Source organism: Acetobacter farinalis (assembly GCF_011516935.1).
Taxonomy (GTDB): domain Bacteria; phylum Pseudomonadota; class Alphaproteobacteria; order Acetobacterales; family Acetobacteraceae; genus Acetobacter; species Acetobacter farinalis.
This window is the reverse complement of sequence record NZ_WOTF01000001.1, coordinates 228,398-245,086: the sequence shown is the minus strand read 5'-3', so window position 1 is coordinate 245,086 and position 16,689 is coordinate 228,398. Positions and strand designations below refer to the sequence as shown.

Annotated in this window: 16 protein-coding genes; 6 read left to right on the top strand and 10 right to left on the bottom strand. The window is 62.5% G+C overall.

The genetic code is table 11. From position 1 onward, the window contains the following. Window positions 1-36: 36 nt before the first annotated feature. Together GOB82_RS01095 and GOB82_RS01090 are read right to left on the bottom strand one after the other, a co-directional pair. Window positions 37-882 carry a DNA methyltransferase gene (locus GOB82_RS01095; protein ID WP_166118564.1) on the bottom strand — a complete coding sequence of 282 codons (846 nt, stop codon included), beginning with the start codon at window positions 880-882 and terminating at the stop codon, window positions 37-39. After that, window positions 879-1,559 (bottom strand): Tim44/TimA family putative adaptor protein, encoded by a 681-nt coding sequence (locus GOB82_RS01090; RefSeq protein ID WP_166118562.1) that lies wholly within the window; start codon window positions 1,557-1,559, stop codon window positions 879-881. The genes GOB82_RS01095 and GOB82_RS01090 overlap by 4 nt, the downstream gene beginning before the upstream one ends. A gap of 160 nt (window positions 1,560-1,719) precedes the next feature. Here GOB82_RS01090 and GOB82_RS01085 point away from each other — a divergent pair, with 160 nt between their 5' ends. Together GOB82_RS01085 and secB are read left to right on the top strand one after the other, a co-directional pair. Further along, the gene (locus tag GOB82_RS01085) at window positions 1,720-2,238 is read left to right on the top strand and encodes a histidine phosphatase family protein (protein WP_166118560.1); all 519 of its coding nucleotides are present in this window, start codon (window positions 1,720-1,722) and stop codon (window positions 2,236-2,238) included. Window positions 2,239-2,379: 141 nt separating this feature from the next. Then, window positions 2,380-2,877, top strand: a complete 498-nt coding sequence (gene secB / locus GOB82_RS01080; protein ID WP_166118558.1) for a protein-export chaperone SecB — start codon at window positions 2,380-2,382, stop codon at window positions 2,875-2,877. 114 nt (window positions 2,878-2,991) lie between these two features. Here secB and GOB82_RS01075 read toward each other — a convergent pair whose 3' ends face one another. Together GOB82_RS01075 and hemC are read right to left on the bottom strand one after the other, a co-directional pair. Continuing rightward, the gene (locus GOB82_RS01075) at window positions 2,992-3,807 is read right to left on the bottom strand and encodes a uroporphyrinogen-III synthase (protein WP_242007134.1); all 816 of its coding nucleotides are present in this window, start codon (window positions 3,805-3,807) and stop codon (window positions 2,992-2,994) included. Next, window positions 3,734-4,804 (bottom strand): hydroxymethylbilane synthase, encoded by a 1,071-nt coding sequence (gene hemC, locus GOB82_RS01070; RefSeq protein ID WP_166118556.1) that lies wholly within the window; start codon window positions 4,802-4,804, stop codon window positions 3,734-3,736. Before hemC ends, GOB82_RS01075 begins: the two co-directional genes overlap by 74 nt. Before the next feature lie 173 nt (window positions 4,805-4,977). Between hemC and tsaD the strand changes: the two genes are divergently transcribed. Further along, entirely contained in the window at window positions 4,978-6,114 is a 1,137-nt protein-coding gene (gene tsaD / locus GOB82_RS01065; protein WP_166118555.1) for a tRNA (adenosine(37)-N6)-threonylcarbamoyltransferase complex transferase subunit TsaD, read from the top strand. After that, window positions 6,111-6,932 carry a 23S rRNA (adenine(2030)-N(6))-methyltransferase RlmJ gene (locus GOB82_RS01060; protein ID WP_166118553.1) on the top strand — a complete coding sequence of 274 codons (822 nt, stop codon included), beginning with the start codon at window positions 6,111-6,113 and terminating at the stop codon, window positions 6,930-6,932. Before tsaD ends, GOB82_RS01060 begins: the two co-directional genes overlap by 4 nt. 81 nt (window positions 6,933-7,013) lie before the next feature. Here GOB82_RS01060 and GOB82_RS01055 read toward each other — a convergent pair whose 3' ends face one another. The 3 genes from GOB82_RS01055 to GOB82_RS01045 all read right to left on the bottom strand — a co-directional run bounded on the left by GOB82_RS01055 (window position 7,014) and on the right by GOB82_RS01045 (window position 11,527). Next, window positions 7,014-7,742, bottom strand: a complete 729-nt coding sequence (locus GOB82_RS01055; protein WP_166118551.1) for a MarC family protein — start codon at window positions 7,740-7,742, stop codon at window positions 7,014-7,016. 70 nt (window positions 7,743-7,812) lie between these two features. Then, window positions 7,813-9,885, bottom strand: a complete 2,073-nt coding sequence (locus tag GOB82_RS01050) for a lysylphosphatidylglycerol synthase domain-containing protein (protein ID WP_166118549.1) — start codon at window positions 9,883-9,885, stop codon at window positions 7,813-7,815. Between the two features lie 19 nt (window positions 9,886-9,904). Then, window positions 9,905-11,527, bottom strand: a complete 1,623-nt coding sequence (locus GOB82_RS01045) for a lysine--tRNA ligase (RefSeq protein ID WP_166118547.1) — start codon at window positions 11,525-11,527, stop codon at window positions 9,905-9,907. A 165-nt stretch (window positions 11,528-11,692) separates the two neighbouring features. Here GOB82_RS01045 and GOB82_RS01040 point away from each other — a divergent pair, with 165 nt between their 5' ends. Further along, the gene (locus tag GOB82_RS01040; RefSeq protein ID WP_166118545.1) at window positions 11,693-12,448 is read left to right on the top strand and encodes a competence/damage-inducible protein A; all 756 of its coding nucleotides are present in this window, start codon (window positions 11,693-11,695) and stop codon (window positions 12,446-12,448) included. 27 nt (window positions 12,449-12,475) lie between these two features. On the opposite strand, the gene GOB82_RS01035 is transcribed toward GOB82_RS01040, so the two are convergent. The 3 genes from GOB82_RS01035 to GOB82_RS01025 are packed head-to-tail and all read right to left on the bottom strand — an operon-like array spanning window position 12,476 to window position 14,808. Continuing rightward, window positions 12,476-13,432: an acetyl-CoA carboxylase carboxyltransferase subunit alpha gene (locus GOB82_RS01035; protein WP_166118543.1), complete on the bottom strand. Its 957-nt coding sequence runs from the start codon at window positions 13,430-13,432 to the stop codon at window positions 12,476-12,478. Window positions 13,433-13,492: 60 nt separating this feature from the next. Further along, a complete protein-coding gene (locus GOB82_RS01030; protein WP_265793754.1) occupies window positions 13,493-14,431 on the bottom strand; it encodes a tyrosine recombinase in 939 nt (312 codons plus the stop codon). Next, entirely contained in the window at window positions 14,428-14,808 is a 381-nt protein-coding gene (locus GOB82_RS01025; RefSeq protein ID WP_166118541.1) for a hypothetical protein, read from the bottom strand. The genes GOB82_RS01030 and GOB82_RS01025 overlap by 4 nt, the downstream gene beginning before the upstream one ends. 63 nt (window positions 14,809-14,871) lie before the next feature. On the opposite strand from GOB82_RS01025, the gene aroB reads away from it, so the two are divergent. Further along, entirely contained in the window at window positions 14,872-16,608 is a 1,737-nt protein-coding gene (aroB, locus tag GOB82_RS01020; protein WP_166119607.1) for a 3-dehydroquinate synthase, read from the top strand. The last annotated feature ends 81 nt before the right edge of the window (window positions 16,609-16,689 follow it).

Genomic DNA, 16,689 nt, shown 5'->3' with positions numbered 1-16,689 from the left:
GATTATTTTCATGAAAATCATTCAGACATTCGATTATCAGTCTTCCCGCGTCTCCCTGTCCTCTTTCAGGCGCTGGCGCGCGATGGCCACATAATCGGGGTCAATTTCAATTCCCACACCAGAACACCCCATGCGCTGCGCGGCCAGAAGCGTGGTGCCTGTCCCCATGAACGGATCCAGCACCTTTGCCTGCTTCCGCCCATGCAGCAGAAGACACTGCTCCGGCAAGGCGACGGGAAAAGTGCCCGGATGATCGAACTTCTCCTTGCGGTCCCGCACGGTTTCATACGGGATAAACCACGCATCCCCCCGGCACCGCCGGTCCTGCTCATGCCCACGGCGGGCGATGTTGGATTTGTCCTTGTACGGCACACCAGCGCTCAGCCGGTCCAGCTTCACTGTCCCGCCCAGCGTGAAGTGAAACAGGTGCTCGTGCCCACGGTGCAGGAAACGCTGGCTGTTCATGGGCTTGAAATGCCCGAAGCTGTCATCTCCCACAGAAATGGATTTCACCCATGAGATATGGTTCTGCAGCACAAACAGCTCGCGCAGCCGCACCGCCAGTTCAAACGGTAGCCAGGGCTGGGCGGAAGAGCCCGAAATATTCAGGAAAAAGGAGCCATCAGCCCGCAGCACCCGCTTCAGGGCACGGGCGACATCCAGCATCCAGTCCAGATAGTCAGCCTCTTCCTTCCTGTCCGGATAGCTCCGGTAGGAGAGGCCGATATTATAGGGTGGAGAGGTAATGATAACGTCCACAGACCCGGCCTGCATCCGCCGCAGGACGCGCAGGCAGTCTCCCCGGACAATCTGCTGCTGGCCAACCTTGTACCGCTGCGAACGCGCAGGCGGCTTTGGCTCAGCCCCGTTCCGTGCTGTCACGCACTCCGCGCCGAAGCCAGACGCCAGCCGGTGCCACTCACACCCAGCAGCCGTTCAAACGTCCACAGATCAGAAAATTCGGTAACGGCGTCGGTCCCGGTTACAGGCTGGCCCTGCGCATCCACCAGCAGGCTGACCTGATCTGACACGATACGCACATCAATGGCGGCACCGGTGCCCACGTCCAGCTTCACCAGACGCACATCCTCAATGGCCAGAGAACGAATCGCCTGAATTTCGCTGCGCTGCTTTTCACCCGCAGCGTCCCGTGCGGCAATGGCCGCCTCGAAGGACGCATAAACAGCAGGTGTCAGGCGGGCCTGCAGGGTTGCGCGGTCTCCTTCCGCAAAGGCCTTCACCACCTGCCGGAAGGCTTCCTGCGCGCCTGCCAGAAACTGCTGTGGCGTAAACCCGGCTTCCTGAGCCTGCACCTCGGCCAGAAGCTGCCCCACGCGGGTGCCCGGTGCCGGAATGTCATACTCCGCGGCGGCGGGAACCTGCTCGGCCTTGCCGTCTATCACTTTCCCCGCGGTATCAGGGTGCTGCGGCACAGGCATGGGGGCGGGCTGAAAGCCAACCCGCCGCCCCAGCACACTGCGCAGGCGCAGGACCAGAAAGGCCGCCACAAGAGCGAAGAGAATCAGATCGACCGGAAAATGGCCGAAAGAAAAATCCATTTGTCACACGTCCAATTTCGACCGGCCCGGGCTTCAGGCATGGTCTTATCGTTCAGGAAGCTTCTTTATACATAGACAACCCCCCGCCCCGATACAATGCGCCCCCATGCGCTCCGTGCCCCTTGCCTAATCCGGAACGCTGCTCCTATCTGCTTGTCTCATGATCATTCTGCGGCACTGCGAAAGCGAATTCAACCGGCTGTACACGGCCACAGGGCGTGACCCCGGCCTGTCAGACCCCCCTCTTTCCACACAGGGGCGCGTGCATGCGCAGCGCCTTGTGCAGGAACTGGCGGGGGCTGGCATTACCCGCATTCTGGTCTCCCCCTTCACCCGCGCGCTGGAGACAGCCACCCCCCTTGCCCGCGCCCTGAACATCACGCCGGAAATTACCCCGCTGGTGCGCGAACGCGCCATGTATTCCTGTGATGAAGGCTCCCCTGCCTCGACCCTGTGTGAAAGCTGGCCGCACCTGAATTTTGATGTGCTGGAAGAAGTCTGGTGGTCGGACGCGCCGGAGAGCGATGCCATGCTGCACAGCCGCGTGGGGCATTTCCGCCGGTTCATGGCGCAGCAGCCGGATGCTGGAGAAACACTGGTTGTCTCACACTGGTGGTTTCTGCTGGGCCTGTGCGGGGAAAGTCTGGAAAATGGAGACTGGATACATCTGCCTGCCTGAAAGCAGAATACCGTAACGCAGGCACGCATGACCCTTTAGTTATTAATGTCGCGCCGTCCTATTCTTGCGGTTGGCGAAGCTCTGGCAGCATGCTACCGCTGAAAGCCTCAGTGTGACCTGATTAAGAAAGCGTAATTTTCCATGTCTGACTCTGAACACTCCACGCCGCCTGCTCTTCCCCTGGCCATTAACCTGCAGTACACGCGGGATCTGTCATTTGAAGTGCCTGCCGGCGCTGAAATTTTTGCCACACTGCGCTCTCAGCCCAACATTGCCGTGAACATTGATGTTCAGGCCAGCCGCCTTCAGGAAGACCAGTCTGTCTATGAAGTGACGCTGGTCATCAAGACCGAAGCGAAAGAAGCTCCGGAAACCGAAGGTGGCCCCGCTGGCCGCACGGTTTTCATTGCCGAACTGGCCTACGCTGCCGTTGTCACGCTGACCAACCCGCCGCAGGAACTGATCGAGCCGATGCTGCTGGTCGAAGTCCCGCGCCTGATTTTCCCCTACGCTCGCAACATCATCAGCGATGTCACGCGTGATGGCGGCTTCCCGCCCATCGTGCTTCAGCCGATCGACTTTGTTGCCCTGTGGCAGGCCAAACGTGCGGAATTCCCCCAGACCGCTGGCAATGCCTGAGAATACTGGCTCTGAGAATGCTGGCCTGCGGTGCTGACGCACCACGGGCCTCGCCTTCCTGATGTGAAAACGGCTTCCGGATTTTTCCGGGGCCGTTTTTTTATGCCCGAGTTTTTATACCCGTGGCCCCGGCCCAAGCGCCTCCAGCACAGCCTGTGCCGTGGGCTGCGCCGCGACCATAACGCGCGACCATCCGGCACGCTGCACGACTGCGGCTGTGGCCTGCGAGATGACAATACCGGTTGTTCGACTCGCGGCCTCGCGCTCGGCCTCCGGCAGGGCGGCAATCCAGGCCGCCGCACTTTCTGAAGAAAAAAACAGACTGTGGCTGATCACCCCCGCCTTCAGGGCGGACAGGATTTCCGGGGCAACCCGCTGCACGGGCCGCGCCGTGTAGGCCACGCGCCGCACCACCTGAAATCCCGCCAGCCGGAGCCGGGCCGCCAGCGCCACCCCCTGCCGCGCGCCGGAGAGCAGAAGCAGCGTTCCGGCGGAGGGAGCGTGCGTACGGGTTATCAGGGCTACCAGAGCCTCGGCATCCCCCTGCGCGCTGCGGACATCTATGAACCCGGCCGCCCGCGCACGCTGCGCAGTGCGATCCCCCACCGCAAAAACGAGGCATGAGGAAGGAAGGCTGGCCTGTGCGGCCTGCACCGCCTGCCCGCTTGTCAGCACACAGGCTGCGGGCTGCGCGGGCATGCACCGCACCACCTGCGGGGTGATATGGAGGGCGGGCGCCGCATAAGGCACCCACCCGGCCGCGGCAACAGCCGCGCATGTTTCAGAAAGCCCCGGCTCCGGCCGTGTGACAAGCACACCGCAGGGCACGGCGGGGTCTGACATCAGGGCGGCAGGTTCACTCTTCAAAAATGTCGGAAGGGCTGTCAGCCCGCAGGCTTTCACCCAGCTCCCGGCCCAGACGCGCCGCATCTTCCGGCGCACCGCTGATATCCCGCTTGAGCAGGAAAGAGCCATCCTCCCGCGCCACAAGGCCGGTCAGGTGCAGCTTCGGGGCTTCCCCCGCCACAACCGGAATTAACTGCGCATATCCACCAATAGGCGTGCGGCAGGAGCCATCCAGCTCCGCCAGAAGCGCACGTTCCGCCGTTGCCACGGCGCGGGCTTCATAGTCTTCAATAGCGGCAAGCAGCTCGCGCAGCTCGACATCATCCTCACGCACCGTCACCCCCACAATGCCCTGCCCTGCGGCAGGCACCATCACGGTGGGAGACAGCACCAGAGACGCACGCTCCTCCATGCCCAGACGGCGCAGGCCAGCCAGAGCCAGCAGCGTGGCATCACACTGGCGCGCCACCAGCTTATCGAGTCGCGTCTGGACATTGCCGCGCAGCAGCCCGAACTTCAGGTCAGGCCGCACATGCAGCATCTGTGCCTGACGGCGGACGGAGGCACACCCGACCATCGCACCCTGCGGCAGGGCGGAATACGGATCATCCGGGTCCGTCGGCGCGAGCGTGGGGCCGAGAATCAGCGCATCCCGCGCATCTTCACGCCGCAGCGTGCAGGCCAGCACAAGCCCGGGCGGCAGGGTGGTTTCAAGGTCCTTCAGGCTGTGGACGGCAAAATCAATCCGCCCATCAGAAAGAGCCTCATGAATTTCCTTGGCAAACAGCCCCTTGCCGCCAATCTCGGCCAGACGCCGGTCCTGAACCTGATCACCCGTGGTGTTGATCTGGTGCTCCTGAAACGCCCCCATGTCCCGCAGAACGGGGCAGAAGCGTGTGAGCATGGTCAGAAAGGCACGGGTCTGGACCAGCGCGAGGGGCGAACCGCGGGTTCCGACACGGAGGGGCAGAAGACGACGGGACGAATGCCCGGAGGTCTTTTTCTGGCGGGCCGCCGCTTCCGCTGCAACTTTCTGCAGCGCGGGCGAAGGGGCAGTCGAGGAAGGGTAGGCTGAGTCCATAAGATGTGTCTATTACCGGGAATGGAGAAAGGACAAGAAGCCATCATGTCAGAAAGGTCTGAAAAACTTGCGCCCCAGAGGCGCACGGCACGCGCAGCATACCGTTTCGGACCCGGATCACACACGGAATGGCACGGTTTGTCCACCCTTGCAGCACACGGAACCACAGAGCCATGACAGATGGGAACACGCAGAAAAACAGCCCTGTATCTGGCCCCGCACAGGGGTTTGCAGGCGGCCCGGTTCTAGCCATCGAATCGTCCTGCGATGAAACTGCCTGCGCCATTCTCTCTGCCGAGGGCGTGTGTCTGGCTCAAAAAATCGTGTCTCAGGACGGGCATGCGGAATTTGGCGGTGTGGTGCCGGAAATTGCCGCCCGCGCCCATCTGGCCCTGCTGCCCGGGCTCGTACAGGCCACGCTGGACGCGGCGGGCATGACACCGCAGGAGATTGGTTTTGTAGCCGCCAGCACCGGGCCGGGGCTGATTGGTGGCCTGATTGTGGGGGCCAGCTTCGCCAAGGGGCTGGCGCTTTCACTCGGGAAGCCCTTTGTTGCCGTCAATCATGTGGAAGCCCATGCGCTGACAGCCCGCCTGCCGGGGCTTGTGCCCGATGGCGCGGCCTTCCCATACCTTCTGCTGCTTGTCTCGGGTGGCCACTGCCAGTGCATTGCGGTGGACGGCGTTGGCCGATACCGCAAGCTGGGCGGCACGATTGATGATGCTGCGGGAGAAGCGTTCGACAAGGTTGCCAAGATGCTCGGCCTTGGCTGGCCCGGTGGCCCGGCACTGGAAAAGCTGGCTCTGGCGGGCAACCCGAACGCTATCCCCCTGCCCCGCCCGCTGATGGGCCGCGCGGGGTGCGATTTCTCCTTCTCCGGCCTGAAAACAGCCCTTTCCCAGAAGCTGGCCCCGTATGGTCAAGACCCTCTGCCGCACCAGTTCGCGGCGGATCTTGCCGCCTCCTTCCAGCAGGCCGTGGCTGATGTGGTGGCAGACCGCATTACCAACGCCCTGCATATGATGCCCGAAGCCAGCCTGCTGGTGGCCGCAGGCGGTGTGGCCGCCAATAGCGTGCTGCGCGCCCGGCTGGAGCAGGTGGCGGCAGGTGCCGGCCTCCGCTTTGCCGCCCCGCCACTGCGCCTGTGCACGGATAACGCCGTGATGGTCGGCTGGGCGGCCCTTGAAACCTGCCGGGAAGCCGCCGCACTGGGCCTGCCCCAGCCGGAAGACAGCACCACGCGCCCCCGCCCCCGCTGGCCACTGGAAGACATGGCCAGCCGCTTCGCCCCGCTAGAGAGTATTGCATGAACTATCGCCACGCCTTCCACGCCGGAAACTTTGCGGACTGCATGAAGCATGCGCTTCTGGTCTCGCTGCTCGGCCATTTTCTGCGCAAACCCAGCCCGTTCATGGTGCTGGACACACATGCCGGCCTTGGCCGGTATGACCTGACCAGCGAGGAAGCGGAAAAAACACAGGAATGGAAAACGGGCTTTGGCCTGCTGGAGGGAGAAGGGCCGGAAAGCCCCCTCGCCCCTTGGCTGGATCTGGTGAAACAGGCCGGTGGCCCCCGTATCTATCCCGGCTCCCCGCTTCTTACCGCCCTGATGCTCCGCCCGCAGGATGAACTGCTGTGCTGCGAGAAGCACCCGGAGGACAAGCGCAAGCTCTACGGCCTGTTTACCCGCACCCCGAACGTGTTTGTGCATGAGCGCGATGGGTATGAGGCCCTGCGTGCCCTGCTGCCCCCCAAAACGGCCAAACGCGGTCTGGTTCTGATTGATCCGCCCTTTGAGGAACCCGGCGAGTTCAACCGGCTGACAGACGCCGTGCACACCATCCGCACGCGCTTCCCCACCGGTGTTATTGCCATCTGGTACCCGATCAAGCACCGCACACCTGTCCGGGCGTTCCATACCGCCCTGCAGGAGGCCGAAGTGCCTGATGTTCTGGCGGCTGCACTGCTGATGCGCAAACCTGTGGACCCGGACCGCCTGAACGGCGCGGGGCTGGTTGTCATCAACCCGCCTTATGGATTTGCGGAACAGGCTACGGCCCAGCTCAACCGGCTGAAAACCCTGCTGCATGCGCAGGATGCCACGGTAACGCGGATTACCGCCGAATAGACACAAAAAAGGGCAGCGCGGCTCCTGTGCCGCCTGCCCTCACAAACCCCGGACGGAGAAAACCCGGCCCGGATTTTCGCCTCAGCCTGAAGCCTTGATGTGGTGCCACATGTCCACAGCAAACCCCTGCACACCGGAGGCCAGAATCTGCACGCCAATACACAGCAGCACGAGAGCGGCCATACGGCTGACAATACGGGTTCCGGTCACACCCAGCATGGACACCAGTGTTTCTGAGCCGGCATAGGTCGCCCAGACAATCAGCACCACGCACACCGCCGCGAAGGTAATACCCCCTTCATACGCCAGAAACGGCTCACCCGGCGGGCACCCCGAACCCAGTGCAATGGCCACGGCAATGGTCCCCGGCCCCACGGTGAACGGCATGGCCAGCGGAAAAAACGCGGCATCAGACCAGTTGGGAGAGCGCACGGTCTTGCCACCCTGAAGAGCCTGCTTTTCCTTTTGCGCTTCAATACTTTCCGGGGTTTGCAGCAGCCCCCACGCCCGAACGGCCACCACCGTTCCGCCCGCAACGCGCAGGGCGTTCAAGGTCACGCCGAAAAACACCAGCACCTTCCCGCCGCACCAGATGGACACCACCATCAGGACGAAGGAGTAAAAGGCCACCAGCCGCGCCAACGCAAAAATCTCACCACGGGAACGGCCAGCCGTGGCTTGCGCAAAAATCAGCGACGCCCCGAACGGGTTTACAATGGAGAAAAGTGCCGGAAAGGACAGCAGGAAAGAGGTTGTTGCCACACGGGCAGCCCCTCCGCTGAACAACGAGGCAGTAAAATCAGCCGACATGCACGTACCCAGCAAAGCCGGCTTCTGAGAAAGCACCTGAACAGCGCCTCCGAAACCCGGCACATAAAATTTATTGCCCGGCGGATGCCGGAGACGTCTCTCTACCGTTCTTATAGGTGGCAAAAAACCTGGAGGCGAGAGCAATGTCTTCCGCCGGATAGCAGAAATGCAGCCCCGTGCCATCCTCCATCGGCCAGACACTTTGGCCAATATCGTCATAAATACGCAAAAACGCGCTTCCCACCTTCCAGAAAACAGGCTTGATGCCTTCCTGCAGCGCCAGATCGCGCAGGCGCCAGATGGCGGACACGCTATCTTCCTGTTCTCCGGCCGGGTCTCCCAGCCCTACAAGAAACTCGCCACGGCGGCAGACGGGAATCACGGCCTCACCAGTTTCGCCTGTCACAAACCCTTCAGGGTGAAAATCCTGCACGCATGGCAGGGCATGATCCAGCGTGAGGTACTGCGCATAGGCGGCCTCATCCCACGGGCGAACAGTAACCCGCCCCGGCCACATCAGCCGGCCGATCACAACCAGTGCCAGCAGCACAGCCAGAGCAATGGTCCAGCGGACCGCACCCGATGAGGGGAAGACAAACACCATCTGCCACCAGCTTCCCGCCCCATGCCGGTTTGCCAGCGCCACCACGCACGCGAACAGCAGCAACAGGTAGAGCAGCGTGGAAGTTGAAAGCGGTTCACTCAACAGGCGGGAGCGCCGGTAATAGCAGGCCCGGAAGGGGGCAACCAGAAACGCGGAAAGCCCCAGCATGACCGGCACCAGCACCGTATTGCCACGCAGGAAGGTCAGCACCGCCGCTGTCACCAGCAGCACCAGTGTCCCGCGCCACGCCAGAGTGACACGCTGTGAGAGACCAATAGCCAGACCAATCAGCGCAACGCCCATCAGGGAGAGAAGGTAATTGCTGACAGACCCGGCCGCTGAAAAAAACAGCCCCTGCACCACACCGAGCTTGGGCACGGGGTCCAGCAGCACGAGGCAGATCAGCATCAGGCCGCACAGAGAGACTGTTCCGGTTGCCACCGCCACGGAAAAATCGGCCTCGCTCTCGCGCACCACCTGACTGGGGCGGATACGCACGGCGCTGACGTTTTTCTGCTTACGTCTTTTCTTCCGTGCCAGCGCGTCATCCCCACGCAGGAACAGCTCATGCCCGGCGAACATCACCCCCGCCATAAACAGTGGAATAATGTAGTAAAACAGCCGGAAAATGAGCACCACACCCAGAATTTGCGGCGCAGGCATATACGGCCCCAGCGCCAGCAGCATCATGCCATCAAACACGCCAAGCCCACCCGGCACGCTGGCAATCAGCCCGGCAGTGTAGGAGGCAATATAGATTGCCAGAAAGGACGGGTAATCCACCCCCACACCCGGCGGCAGAAGCACATAGGCAATGGCCGCCGTGGCCGCCACATCCGCCGCGGCCACCACAGTCTGCATCACGGCCATCCGGGGGGATGGCAGGTCAACCGTCCATTTGCGCATGCTGCAGGTCCGCACCCGGAAGGCCATGCCGATATACGCCAGCACGCCCAGCCACAACAGCACACCGGCCAGCGTGAGCACCAGCGGCGGCACATGGGAGCCCGCCATGGGAATAACCTGCGGCTTCCACACCAGCACGCCACCAATCAGCACAGCCGCGCCCAGCAGATACGTGGCCGAACAGAAGGCGATAATCTGCGCTATGGCAAAAGAGCCTACCCCCCAGTTCCGGTAGAGCCGGTAGCGCACCGCAGCGCCAGACACAGCTGAAAAGCCGAGATTGTGGGAGAGCACATAAGAGCAGAATGCCGCGAACGCCGTGCGCCGGAAGGGGATCTGCCGGTAGCCGACCTGCATGACGGCAAGCCGGTCATAAAAGGACAGGACAAAATAGGAAAGGAACGTGCAGCCCACCCCCAGCCAGAGCTGGCGGGGGGGGATGGCCATCATGGCTTCCTTGATATCGGCAAGCCGCAGATGGCGCAGTTCATGCTGCACCACCCCGATGGCAGCCACCATCAGCAGCAGCCCCAGAAGATGAGGCAGATGCTTCAGGCACCGCTGCCACCACGGTCTCTCCGGAGGCAGTCCGGGCACCTCTCTCTGCGGTGATGACGACACGTTCTTCACCATGGAGACAAGACTCCCGCGTTTAAGCCTGAGGCTCTCGCAGCAGTGCGGCTTCAATCAGCGCAACCGTTTCTGTCACGCCATAGAGGGCCACAAAGCCGCCAAAGCGCGGGCCTTCCTTCTGGCCCAACAGCACTTCATACAGGCACCCGAACCAGTTCCGCAGCGGCTCGAACGCATGCCGCTTGCCAATTTCGAATACCAGATTCTGCAAGGTTGCGGCATCGGAGGCCTCACCGGTGTACCCGCGCAGGGTTTCGGCCAGATCCACCAGCGCCGCGCGTTCCTGATCCGTGGGTGCGCGGAAGGTTTTGGCAGGCCGCACGAAATCCACATAATAGGCAATGGCGTGGCGCACGAGGCACGCCAGCATCGGGTGGCTTTCGGGGGAGACGGAGGCATCATACCGCCGGATGAAGCCCCACAGCACTTCCGGCGTTTCCGCATTGGCCACGCTGGCCAGATTCAGCAGCATGCCAAACGGCACCGGGCTGCCCGCATCTGCGGGAATCAGCCCTTTATGAATGAACCATGCCGGGTTGGCCTTCAGGTCCGCACTCTCACTGTTCTCGCCCTGAAGGGCTTTCGCCTTTTCCACATGAGCCAGATAGTCATCCGCCGTTTTGGGGATCACATCAAAAAACAGGCGCTTGGCGCGCTGGGGCTGATTGAACATAAACTGGCCAAGGCTTTCCGGCGGCGCATAGCGCAGCCATTCCTCCACCGAGAGACCATTGCCCTTGGATTTGGAAATTTTCTGGCCGTTTTCATCCAGAAACAGCTCATAGGTCAGGCCTGCGGGCGGTGTGCCCCCCAGAATGCTGCAAATGCGGCCTGAGAGGCGCACACTGTCAATCAGATCCTTGCCGGACATTTCATAGTCAACGCCCAGAGCATACCAGCGCATGGCCCAGTCGGCCTTCCACTGCATTTTGGCATGACCGCCCGTGACCGGTGTTTCAAAGGTTTCACCGTCCGCATCGGTCCAGCGGACCGTGCCTGCCGCGGCATCAATGGCATCCATCTTCACCTGCATCACCTCACCCGTGCGGGGGTGCAGCGGCAGAACGGGCGAATAGGTCGCACGGCGGTCCGGCCCGAGTGTCGGCAGGATGACCGCCAGAATCTCGTCATGCACTTCCAGCACACGCTTCAGCGCGGCATCAAACCGGCCAGAAGTGTAATAGAGGGTGGAAGAGGCAAATTCGTAGTCAAACCCGAAACTGTCCAGAAAACTGCACAGGCGGGCATTGTTATGCGCGGCAAACGACTCGTGCGTGCCGAACGGGTCCGGCACACGGGAGAGCGGCTGACCGATGTATTTTTCCAGCATCTCGCGGTTCGGCACATTGTCCGGCACCTTGCGCAGGGCATCCATATCATCCGAAAACGCCAGCAGGCGGGTCGGGCGACCTGTCAGCGCCGTATAGGCCTGGCGGACCCAGGATGTGCGGGCCACTTCCCCAAAAGTGCCGATATGCGGCAGGCCGGACGGCCCATAGCCGGTTTCCAGCAGCGCGGGAGCAGCCGCCATATCAGGTTTGGACGCCGCACGCGCAGTCACATGCTCGGCAAGCTTTCGCGCCTCCTCAAAAGGCCAGGCGCGGGGAAGAACGGGTTCGGAAGATGTGCGGTTTTCGGACATGCGGGGGAAGCTATGAACTGCACCGCTCCCGGTCAATCCATAAACACGCACTCCGGCCCTCTCCCGCTGGCTTCCCAGGCCATTGACCGCGAGCAAACAGGGCTTCATTTTCCCTCAAGCCGCTTGCTCCCACCCACGGGACCACGCTGAAAGGACCGGTTTTTCATGCGTCGCACCGCAGCGCTTATCCTGATTGGCAATGAGATTCTCTCCGGCCGCACCCGCGATGACAACATTCAGTTTCTGGCCACACGGCTGGGCGAACTGGGCATCCCCCTGCGGGAAATCCGCGTTATTCCGGATATCCGCACAACCATTGTGGAAACCGTGACGGAACTCCGCGCCCGGTTTGATGAAGTCTTCACCACCGGTGGCATCGGCCCCACGCATGATGACATCACCTCCCCCTGCATAGCCGAAGCGTTCGGTGTGCCGTGGGAAATTCATCCCCCCACCTTCGCGCTGCTGGAGGCGCATTTTGGCGCGGAAAATTTCAATACTGCCCGCCAGCGCATGGCCAAACTGCCACGCGGCGCAACGCCCATCCCCAATGCGGTGTCCATCGCGCCGGGTTTCAGCATAGGCAATGTGCATGTCATGGCCGGGGTGCCCCGAATTATGCGGGCCATGTTTGAAGCCCTCGCCCCGACCCTGAAGCAGGGAGCCCCGGTCTTCTCCCGCACATGGCACACGACATCCCTGTTTGAAGGCGCGCTGGCCGATGGGCTGGAGGCCATTCAGAACAGGTTTCCCGATCTGGATCTCGGGTCTTACCCGTTCCATCGGGACGATGGCCGCAAGGGCGTGGCTCTTGTCGCCAAAGGACAGGACAGGGACGCCGTGGAAAAGGCCGCGCAGGCTATTTATGAGCTGCTCAAAGAAAAAGGCGGCGCTCCCGTGGAAGGGGAGCTGCCGCCCTGAAAATCGGGACCGGTGAGGCCTGTCCGCTCAGGACAGGTTCTCACGCCCCATGGCGAGAAATTTCTCGCGCCGCAGTTCCTTCAGCCGCGCCGGAGCCAGCGGCAGAAGTGCTTTCAGTTCTTCAGCCAGAGCATCATGCACGGATGCAAGAGCCGCCTGCGGGTCACGCTGCGCGCCACCCACCGGTTCCGGAATAATCCGGTCAATCAGCCCGAGGCGGGAGAGATCCTGCGCGGTCAGCCGCAGCGTTTCCGCCGCAGTGCTGGCCTGCTTGGGGTCACGCCACAGGATGGAGGCGCACGCTTCGGGAGAAATCACGGAGTAGATGGCATGTTCCAGCATCATCACCCGGTCCCCGGCCCCCAGAGCCACCGCCCCGCCTGAGCCGCCTTCACCAATCACGGTGGCAATCAGCGGCACCGGGGCTTCCAGACAGACTTCAATGGAGCGGGCAATGGCTTCAGCCTGCCCGCGCTGCTCGGCATCAATACCGGGCCATGCGCCCGCGGTATCGATAAAGGTCAGAATCGGCAGGTTGAAACGGCCAGCCAGCTTCATCAGCCGCTGGGCCTTCCGGTATCCTTCCGGCCGGGCCATGCCAAAATTATGGGACAGGCGGGTTTCAAGGTCGGAACCACGTTCCGTACCAATCACCACCACAGGCTGGCCATCAAAGCGGCCTATGCCGCCAACAATGGCTTTATCATCCGCATACAGCCGGTCACCCGCCAGAGGGGTGAATTCGGTCAGCAGGGCGTTGATATAGTCCTGTGCGTGCGGGCGCTGCGCATGGCGCGCCACCTGCACCTTCTGCCAGGGCGTGAGCTTGGCATAAATGGCACGAAGATGCTTCTCCGCCTTTTCTGAAAGGCGGGCTGTTTCTTCGGCGATATTGACCCCGTCGGGGTCGGTCATTTGACGCAGCTCGTCGATCTTGTTTTCAAGTTCGGCGACGGGCTTCTCGAAATCCAGGAACTGACGCATGGGCCAAGCGGATAGCACAGTCACACGTAAAACCAAGCCACTTCGTGCATGGTGTGTCGTTTAACCTGTTTTTTCACCCTGCCCGGCCCTCTCCGATGCCAGCGGATGGAAGGACTCCACGGCCTGTTTCAGCCGCTCAGTCTGCACGTGCGTATAGATCTGCGTGGTGGCGATATCCGCGTGCCCAAGCAGCATCTGCAAGGCTCTCAGGTCCGCTCCGTGCGCCAGCAGGTGCGTGGCGAAGGAGTGCCGCAGCACATGTGGGGAAAGCCGGGTGGGGTCCAGCCCGGCTTGAAGCCCGACCTCATAAAGAATCTTGTCAAATGCCTGCCGGGTCAGCGGTTTTTTCGAGTCACGCCCGGGGAACAGATACGGGCTGGCTCTGGGGGCGTCCTGCGCAAGCAGCGCCTGCGCGGCCTCCCGCGCACTGGCGGACAACGGCACCAGCCGCTCCCGCCCGCCCTTCCCGCGCACCACCAGCATCTGCCGCTCTCCTGCAAGCGCATCACGCGGCAGGGAGAGCAGTTCTGAAATACGCAAGCCAGACGCATAGAGCAGTTCCAGCGCCGCACGCGCCACCAGGCCCCGGCGCTGCTTCGCCTCCGAAGCAGCGGGCGGGACGGCACAGGCGTCAATCAACGCCACGACTTCCGATTCGGAGAGAAAATGCGGCAGGGAGGCTTCGGGCCGGGGCGCATCCAGATGCGCCGCCGGGTTATCCTGCCGCAGCCCTTCACGCAGCAGAAACAGATAGAACTGCTTGATGCAGGAAAGCCTGCGGGCCACGGTGCGGCGGGACTGGCCGCTGCGGCCCATCTCCGCCACCCACGCCGCCAGACCGGCGGCACTGGCCTGCATCAGGGATTCGCCCTGAGCGGCCAGAGAGTCCTCACAGCAGGTCAGATCTGCCGTATACGCGGCCAGAGTGTTCGGAGCGGCGGCCCGTTCAGCCGCCAGCATTTCCAGAAACAGATCTGTGCCGCGTGCCGCCGTGCTCACGGATGCGCGGGCGCCGCCGGGACAGGAGCAGGAGCGGCAGCAGGTGCAGCACCAGCCGGGGCAGGCGCGGCAGGTGTCGCGGCGGCCGGGGCCACCGGTGTGCTCACAACAACCGGGCCGGACGGTGCCGCAGGGACAAGAGCCGCAGCCGAAGGTGCCGGGGCTGCGGGCTGGCCTGCGGACGGCACCACGGCGGGGCCTGCGGGCGGGGCCGCTACCAGTGCGGCCGCCGGGGCTGCGGCAGGCGGAGCCGCCACGGGGATGTCCCGATGCACGGGCTGCGGCACCGGCGGATGACCGGAAAGACCAAGGGCGGCAATCCCCCCAAGCAGGGCAACACAAACAACAGCGGCAGCAACAAGAACCATGCGGTTCATACGGTTTGGCTCCATGATATCTGAATGAGTACGTTCTCCCTGCTCTATGGTAAGCTGCCTTTCATGTCATCACGTATCTCGTACCCACCCCCCGACGCTGCGGAAAGCCCACCGATTCCCCTTGATCTGGAACGTGTGGGGCGCTGGCCCGCAACCAGTGCCCTGCCGCCCTCCGGACGCAGCATTGTTCTTGTTGGCCTGATGGGCGCTGGCAAAACCACCATTGGCCGCCGTCTGGCCACACGGCTTGGCCTGCCTTTTGTTGACGCTGACGTGGAAATAGAACGCGCGGCAGGCTGCTCCGTAAGCGACGTGTTCCGCCTGTATGGCGAAGCCGCCTTCCGCGATGGCGAACGCCGCGTGATCCGCCGCCTGCTGGAAGGGCCGCCCATGGTTCTGGCCACCGGCGGCGGTGCCTTCATGAATACGGAAACACGCACGCTGGTGCGTGAGCGCGCCATATCGGTCTGGCTGCGCTGCCCGCTGCCGGTGCTGCTGCGGCGCGTGCAGGGCCGGACCCACCGCCCCCTTCTGAATGATGCCTCCCCACGCGATGTGCTGGCGCGCCTGATGACAGTGCGCCACCCCATCTATGCGGAAGCCGATGTTATTGTTGATTGCGGAGACCACAACGTGGACCATAGCACCACCCGGGTGATTGAAAGCCTGGCTCTCTCCCGCAGGCCGGTGCGCCTGCCGGTAGCCCTTGAGCATACATCTTATGATGTTGTGATCGGCACCAACCTGATCAGCCGGGCCGGCGCGCTGCTGGCTCCGGTGCTGCCGCAGAAAAAGGTTGTCATTATTACAGATGAAACCGTGGCGGCCCTCTATCTGCCCACCCTGCAGGATTCCCTGCGCGAAACCGGTATTGCCTTCCGCGCCCTGACCGTCCCGCCGGGCGAACAGTCCAAATCCCTGAGCACCTATGAACGCCTGACCGATGCGATTCTGGAAGAAGGCGTGGAGCGGCGCACCACCATCATCGCCCTTGGCGGCGGTGTGGTGGGAGATCTGGCAGGTTTTGTGGCGGCCACCACCCTGCGCGGCCTGCCCTTTGTACAGATTCCCACAACCCTGCTTTCTCAGGTCGATTCTTCCGTGGGCGGCAAAACCGGCATCAACACCCGCTGGGGCAAGAACCTGCTTGGCGCGTTCCATCAGCCGCTGTGCGTGCTGGCCGATGTTTCCGCACTCAGCACCCTTCCGCACAGGGAACTGGTGGCTGGCTATGCGGAAATCGTGAAAGCCGGACTGCTTGGCTCCCCGGACCTGTTCGAATGGTGCGAACGCCATGGAGACTCCGTTCTGGCTGCGGAGCCCGAGGCCCTGACGGAAGCCGTGCGGCAGGCCTGCGCCTTCAAGGCGCGCGTGGTGGCGGCTGATGAACGTGAGGAACAGAGCAGCAATGGCCGCGCCCTGCTCAATCTGGGCCATACTTTCGGACACGCTCTGGAGGCCGAGCTCGGCTATGATGGCCGCCTGCTGCACGGAGAAGGCGTTTCAATCGGGTTACGGCTCGCCTTCGCACTCTCCGTCAGGCTGGGAGTCTGCCCGCAGGAAGACCTTGAACGCGTAACGGCGCACCTGCGGCTTTTAAAGATGCCTGCAAGTATTAGTGACCTGCCATACAGCTTTCGCGTAGCAGATCTGATGGCACATATGCAGCGCGACAAGAAAATGCAGGACGGACGCCTGTCTTTTGTTCTGGCTCGCGGAATCGGAAAGGCCTTTACCAGCCAGGATGTCCCGGCTGAACTGGTGCGGGAAATCCTGCTGGAAGATGGCTGCACCCCTTGAAAACAGCCAGAAAAACAAAGACTTCACCATGATTATGGTGCCTTGCCGCAATTCCGCCTTATTGAGACACGAGAGAAGCGC

Excerpts from the sequence above, each read along its gene's own strand:
- GOB82_RS01090 (WP_166118562.1), bottom strand. The coding sequence starts at position 1,559 with ATGGATTTTTCTTTCGGCCATTTTCCGGTCGATCTGATTCTCTTCGCT.
- GOB82_RS01085 (WP_166118560.1), top strand. The coding sequence starts at position 1,720 with ATGATCATTCTGCGGCACTGCGAAAGCGAATTCAACCGGCTGTACACG.
- secB (WP_166118558.1), top strand. The coding sequence starts at position 2,380 with ATGTCTGACTCTGAACACTCCACGCCGCCTGCTCTTCCCCTGGCCATT.
- GOB82_RS01075 (WP_242007134.1), bottom strand. The coding sequence starts at position 3,807 with ATGCGGCGCGTCTGGGCCGGGAGCTGGGTGAAAGCCTGCGGGCTGACA.
- hemC (WP_166118556.1), bottom strand. The coding sequence starts at position 4,804 with ATGGACTCAGCCTACCCTTCCTCGACTGCCCCTTCGCCCGCGCTGCAG.
- tsaD (WP_166118555.1), top strand. The coding sequence starts at position 4,978 with ATGACAGATGGGAACACGCAGAAAAACAGCCCTGTATCTGGCCCCGCA.
- GOB82_RS01060 (WP_166118553.1), top strand. The coding sequence starts at position 6,111 with ATGAACTATCGCCACGCCTTCCACGCCGGAAACTTTGCGGACTGCATG.
- GOB82_RS01055 (WP_166118551.1), bottom strand. The coding sequence starts at position 7,742 with ATGTCGGCTGATTTTACTGCCTCGTTGTTCAGCGGAGGGGCTGCCCGT.
- GOB82_RS01050 (WP_166118549.1), bottom strand. The coding sequence starts at position 9,885 with ATGGTGAAGAACGTGTCGTCATCACCGCAGAGAGAGGTGCCCGGACTG.
- GOB82_RS01045 (WP_166118547.1), bottom strand. The coding sequence starts at position 11,527 with ATGTCCGAAAACCGCACATCTTCCGAACCCGTTCTTCCCCGCGCCTGG.
- GOB82_RS01040 (WP_166118545.1), top strand. The coding sequence starts at position 11,693 with ATGCGTCGCACCGCAGCGCTTATCCTGATTGGCAATGAGATTCTCTCC.
- GOB82_RS01035 (WP_166118543.1), bottom strand. The coding sequence starts at position 13,432 with ATGCGTCAGTTCCTGGATTTCGAGAAGCCCGTCGCCGAACTTGAAAAC.
- GOB82_RS01025 (WP_166118541.1), bottom strand. The coding sequence starts at position 14,808 with ATGAACCGCATGGTTCTTGTTGCTGCCGCTGTTGTTTGTGTTGCCCTG.
- aroB (WP_166119607.1), top strand. The coding sequence starts at position 14,872 with ATGTCATCACGTATCTCGTACCCACCCCCCGACGCTGCGGAAAGCCCA.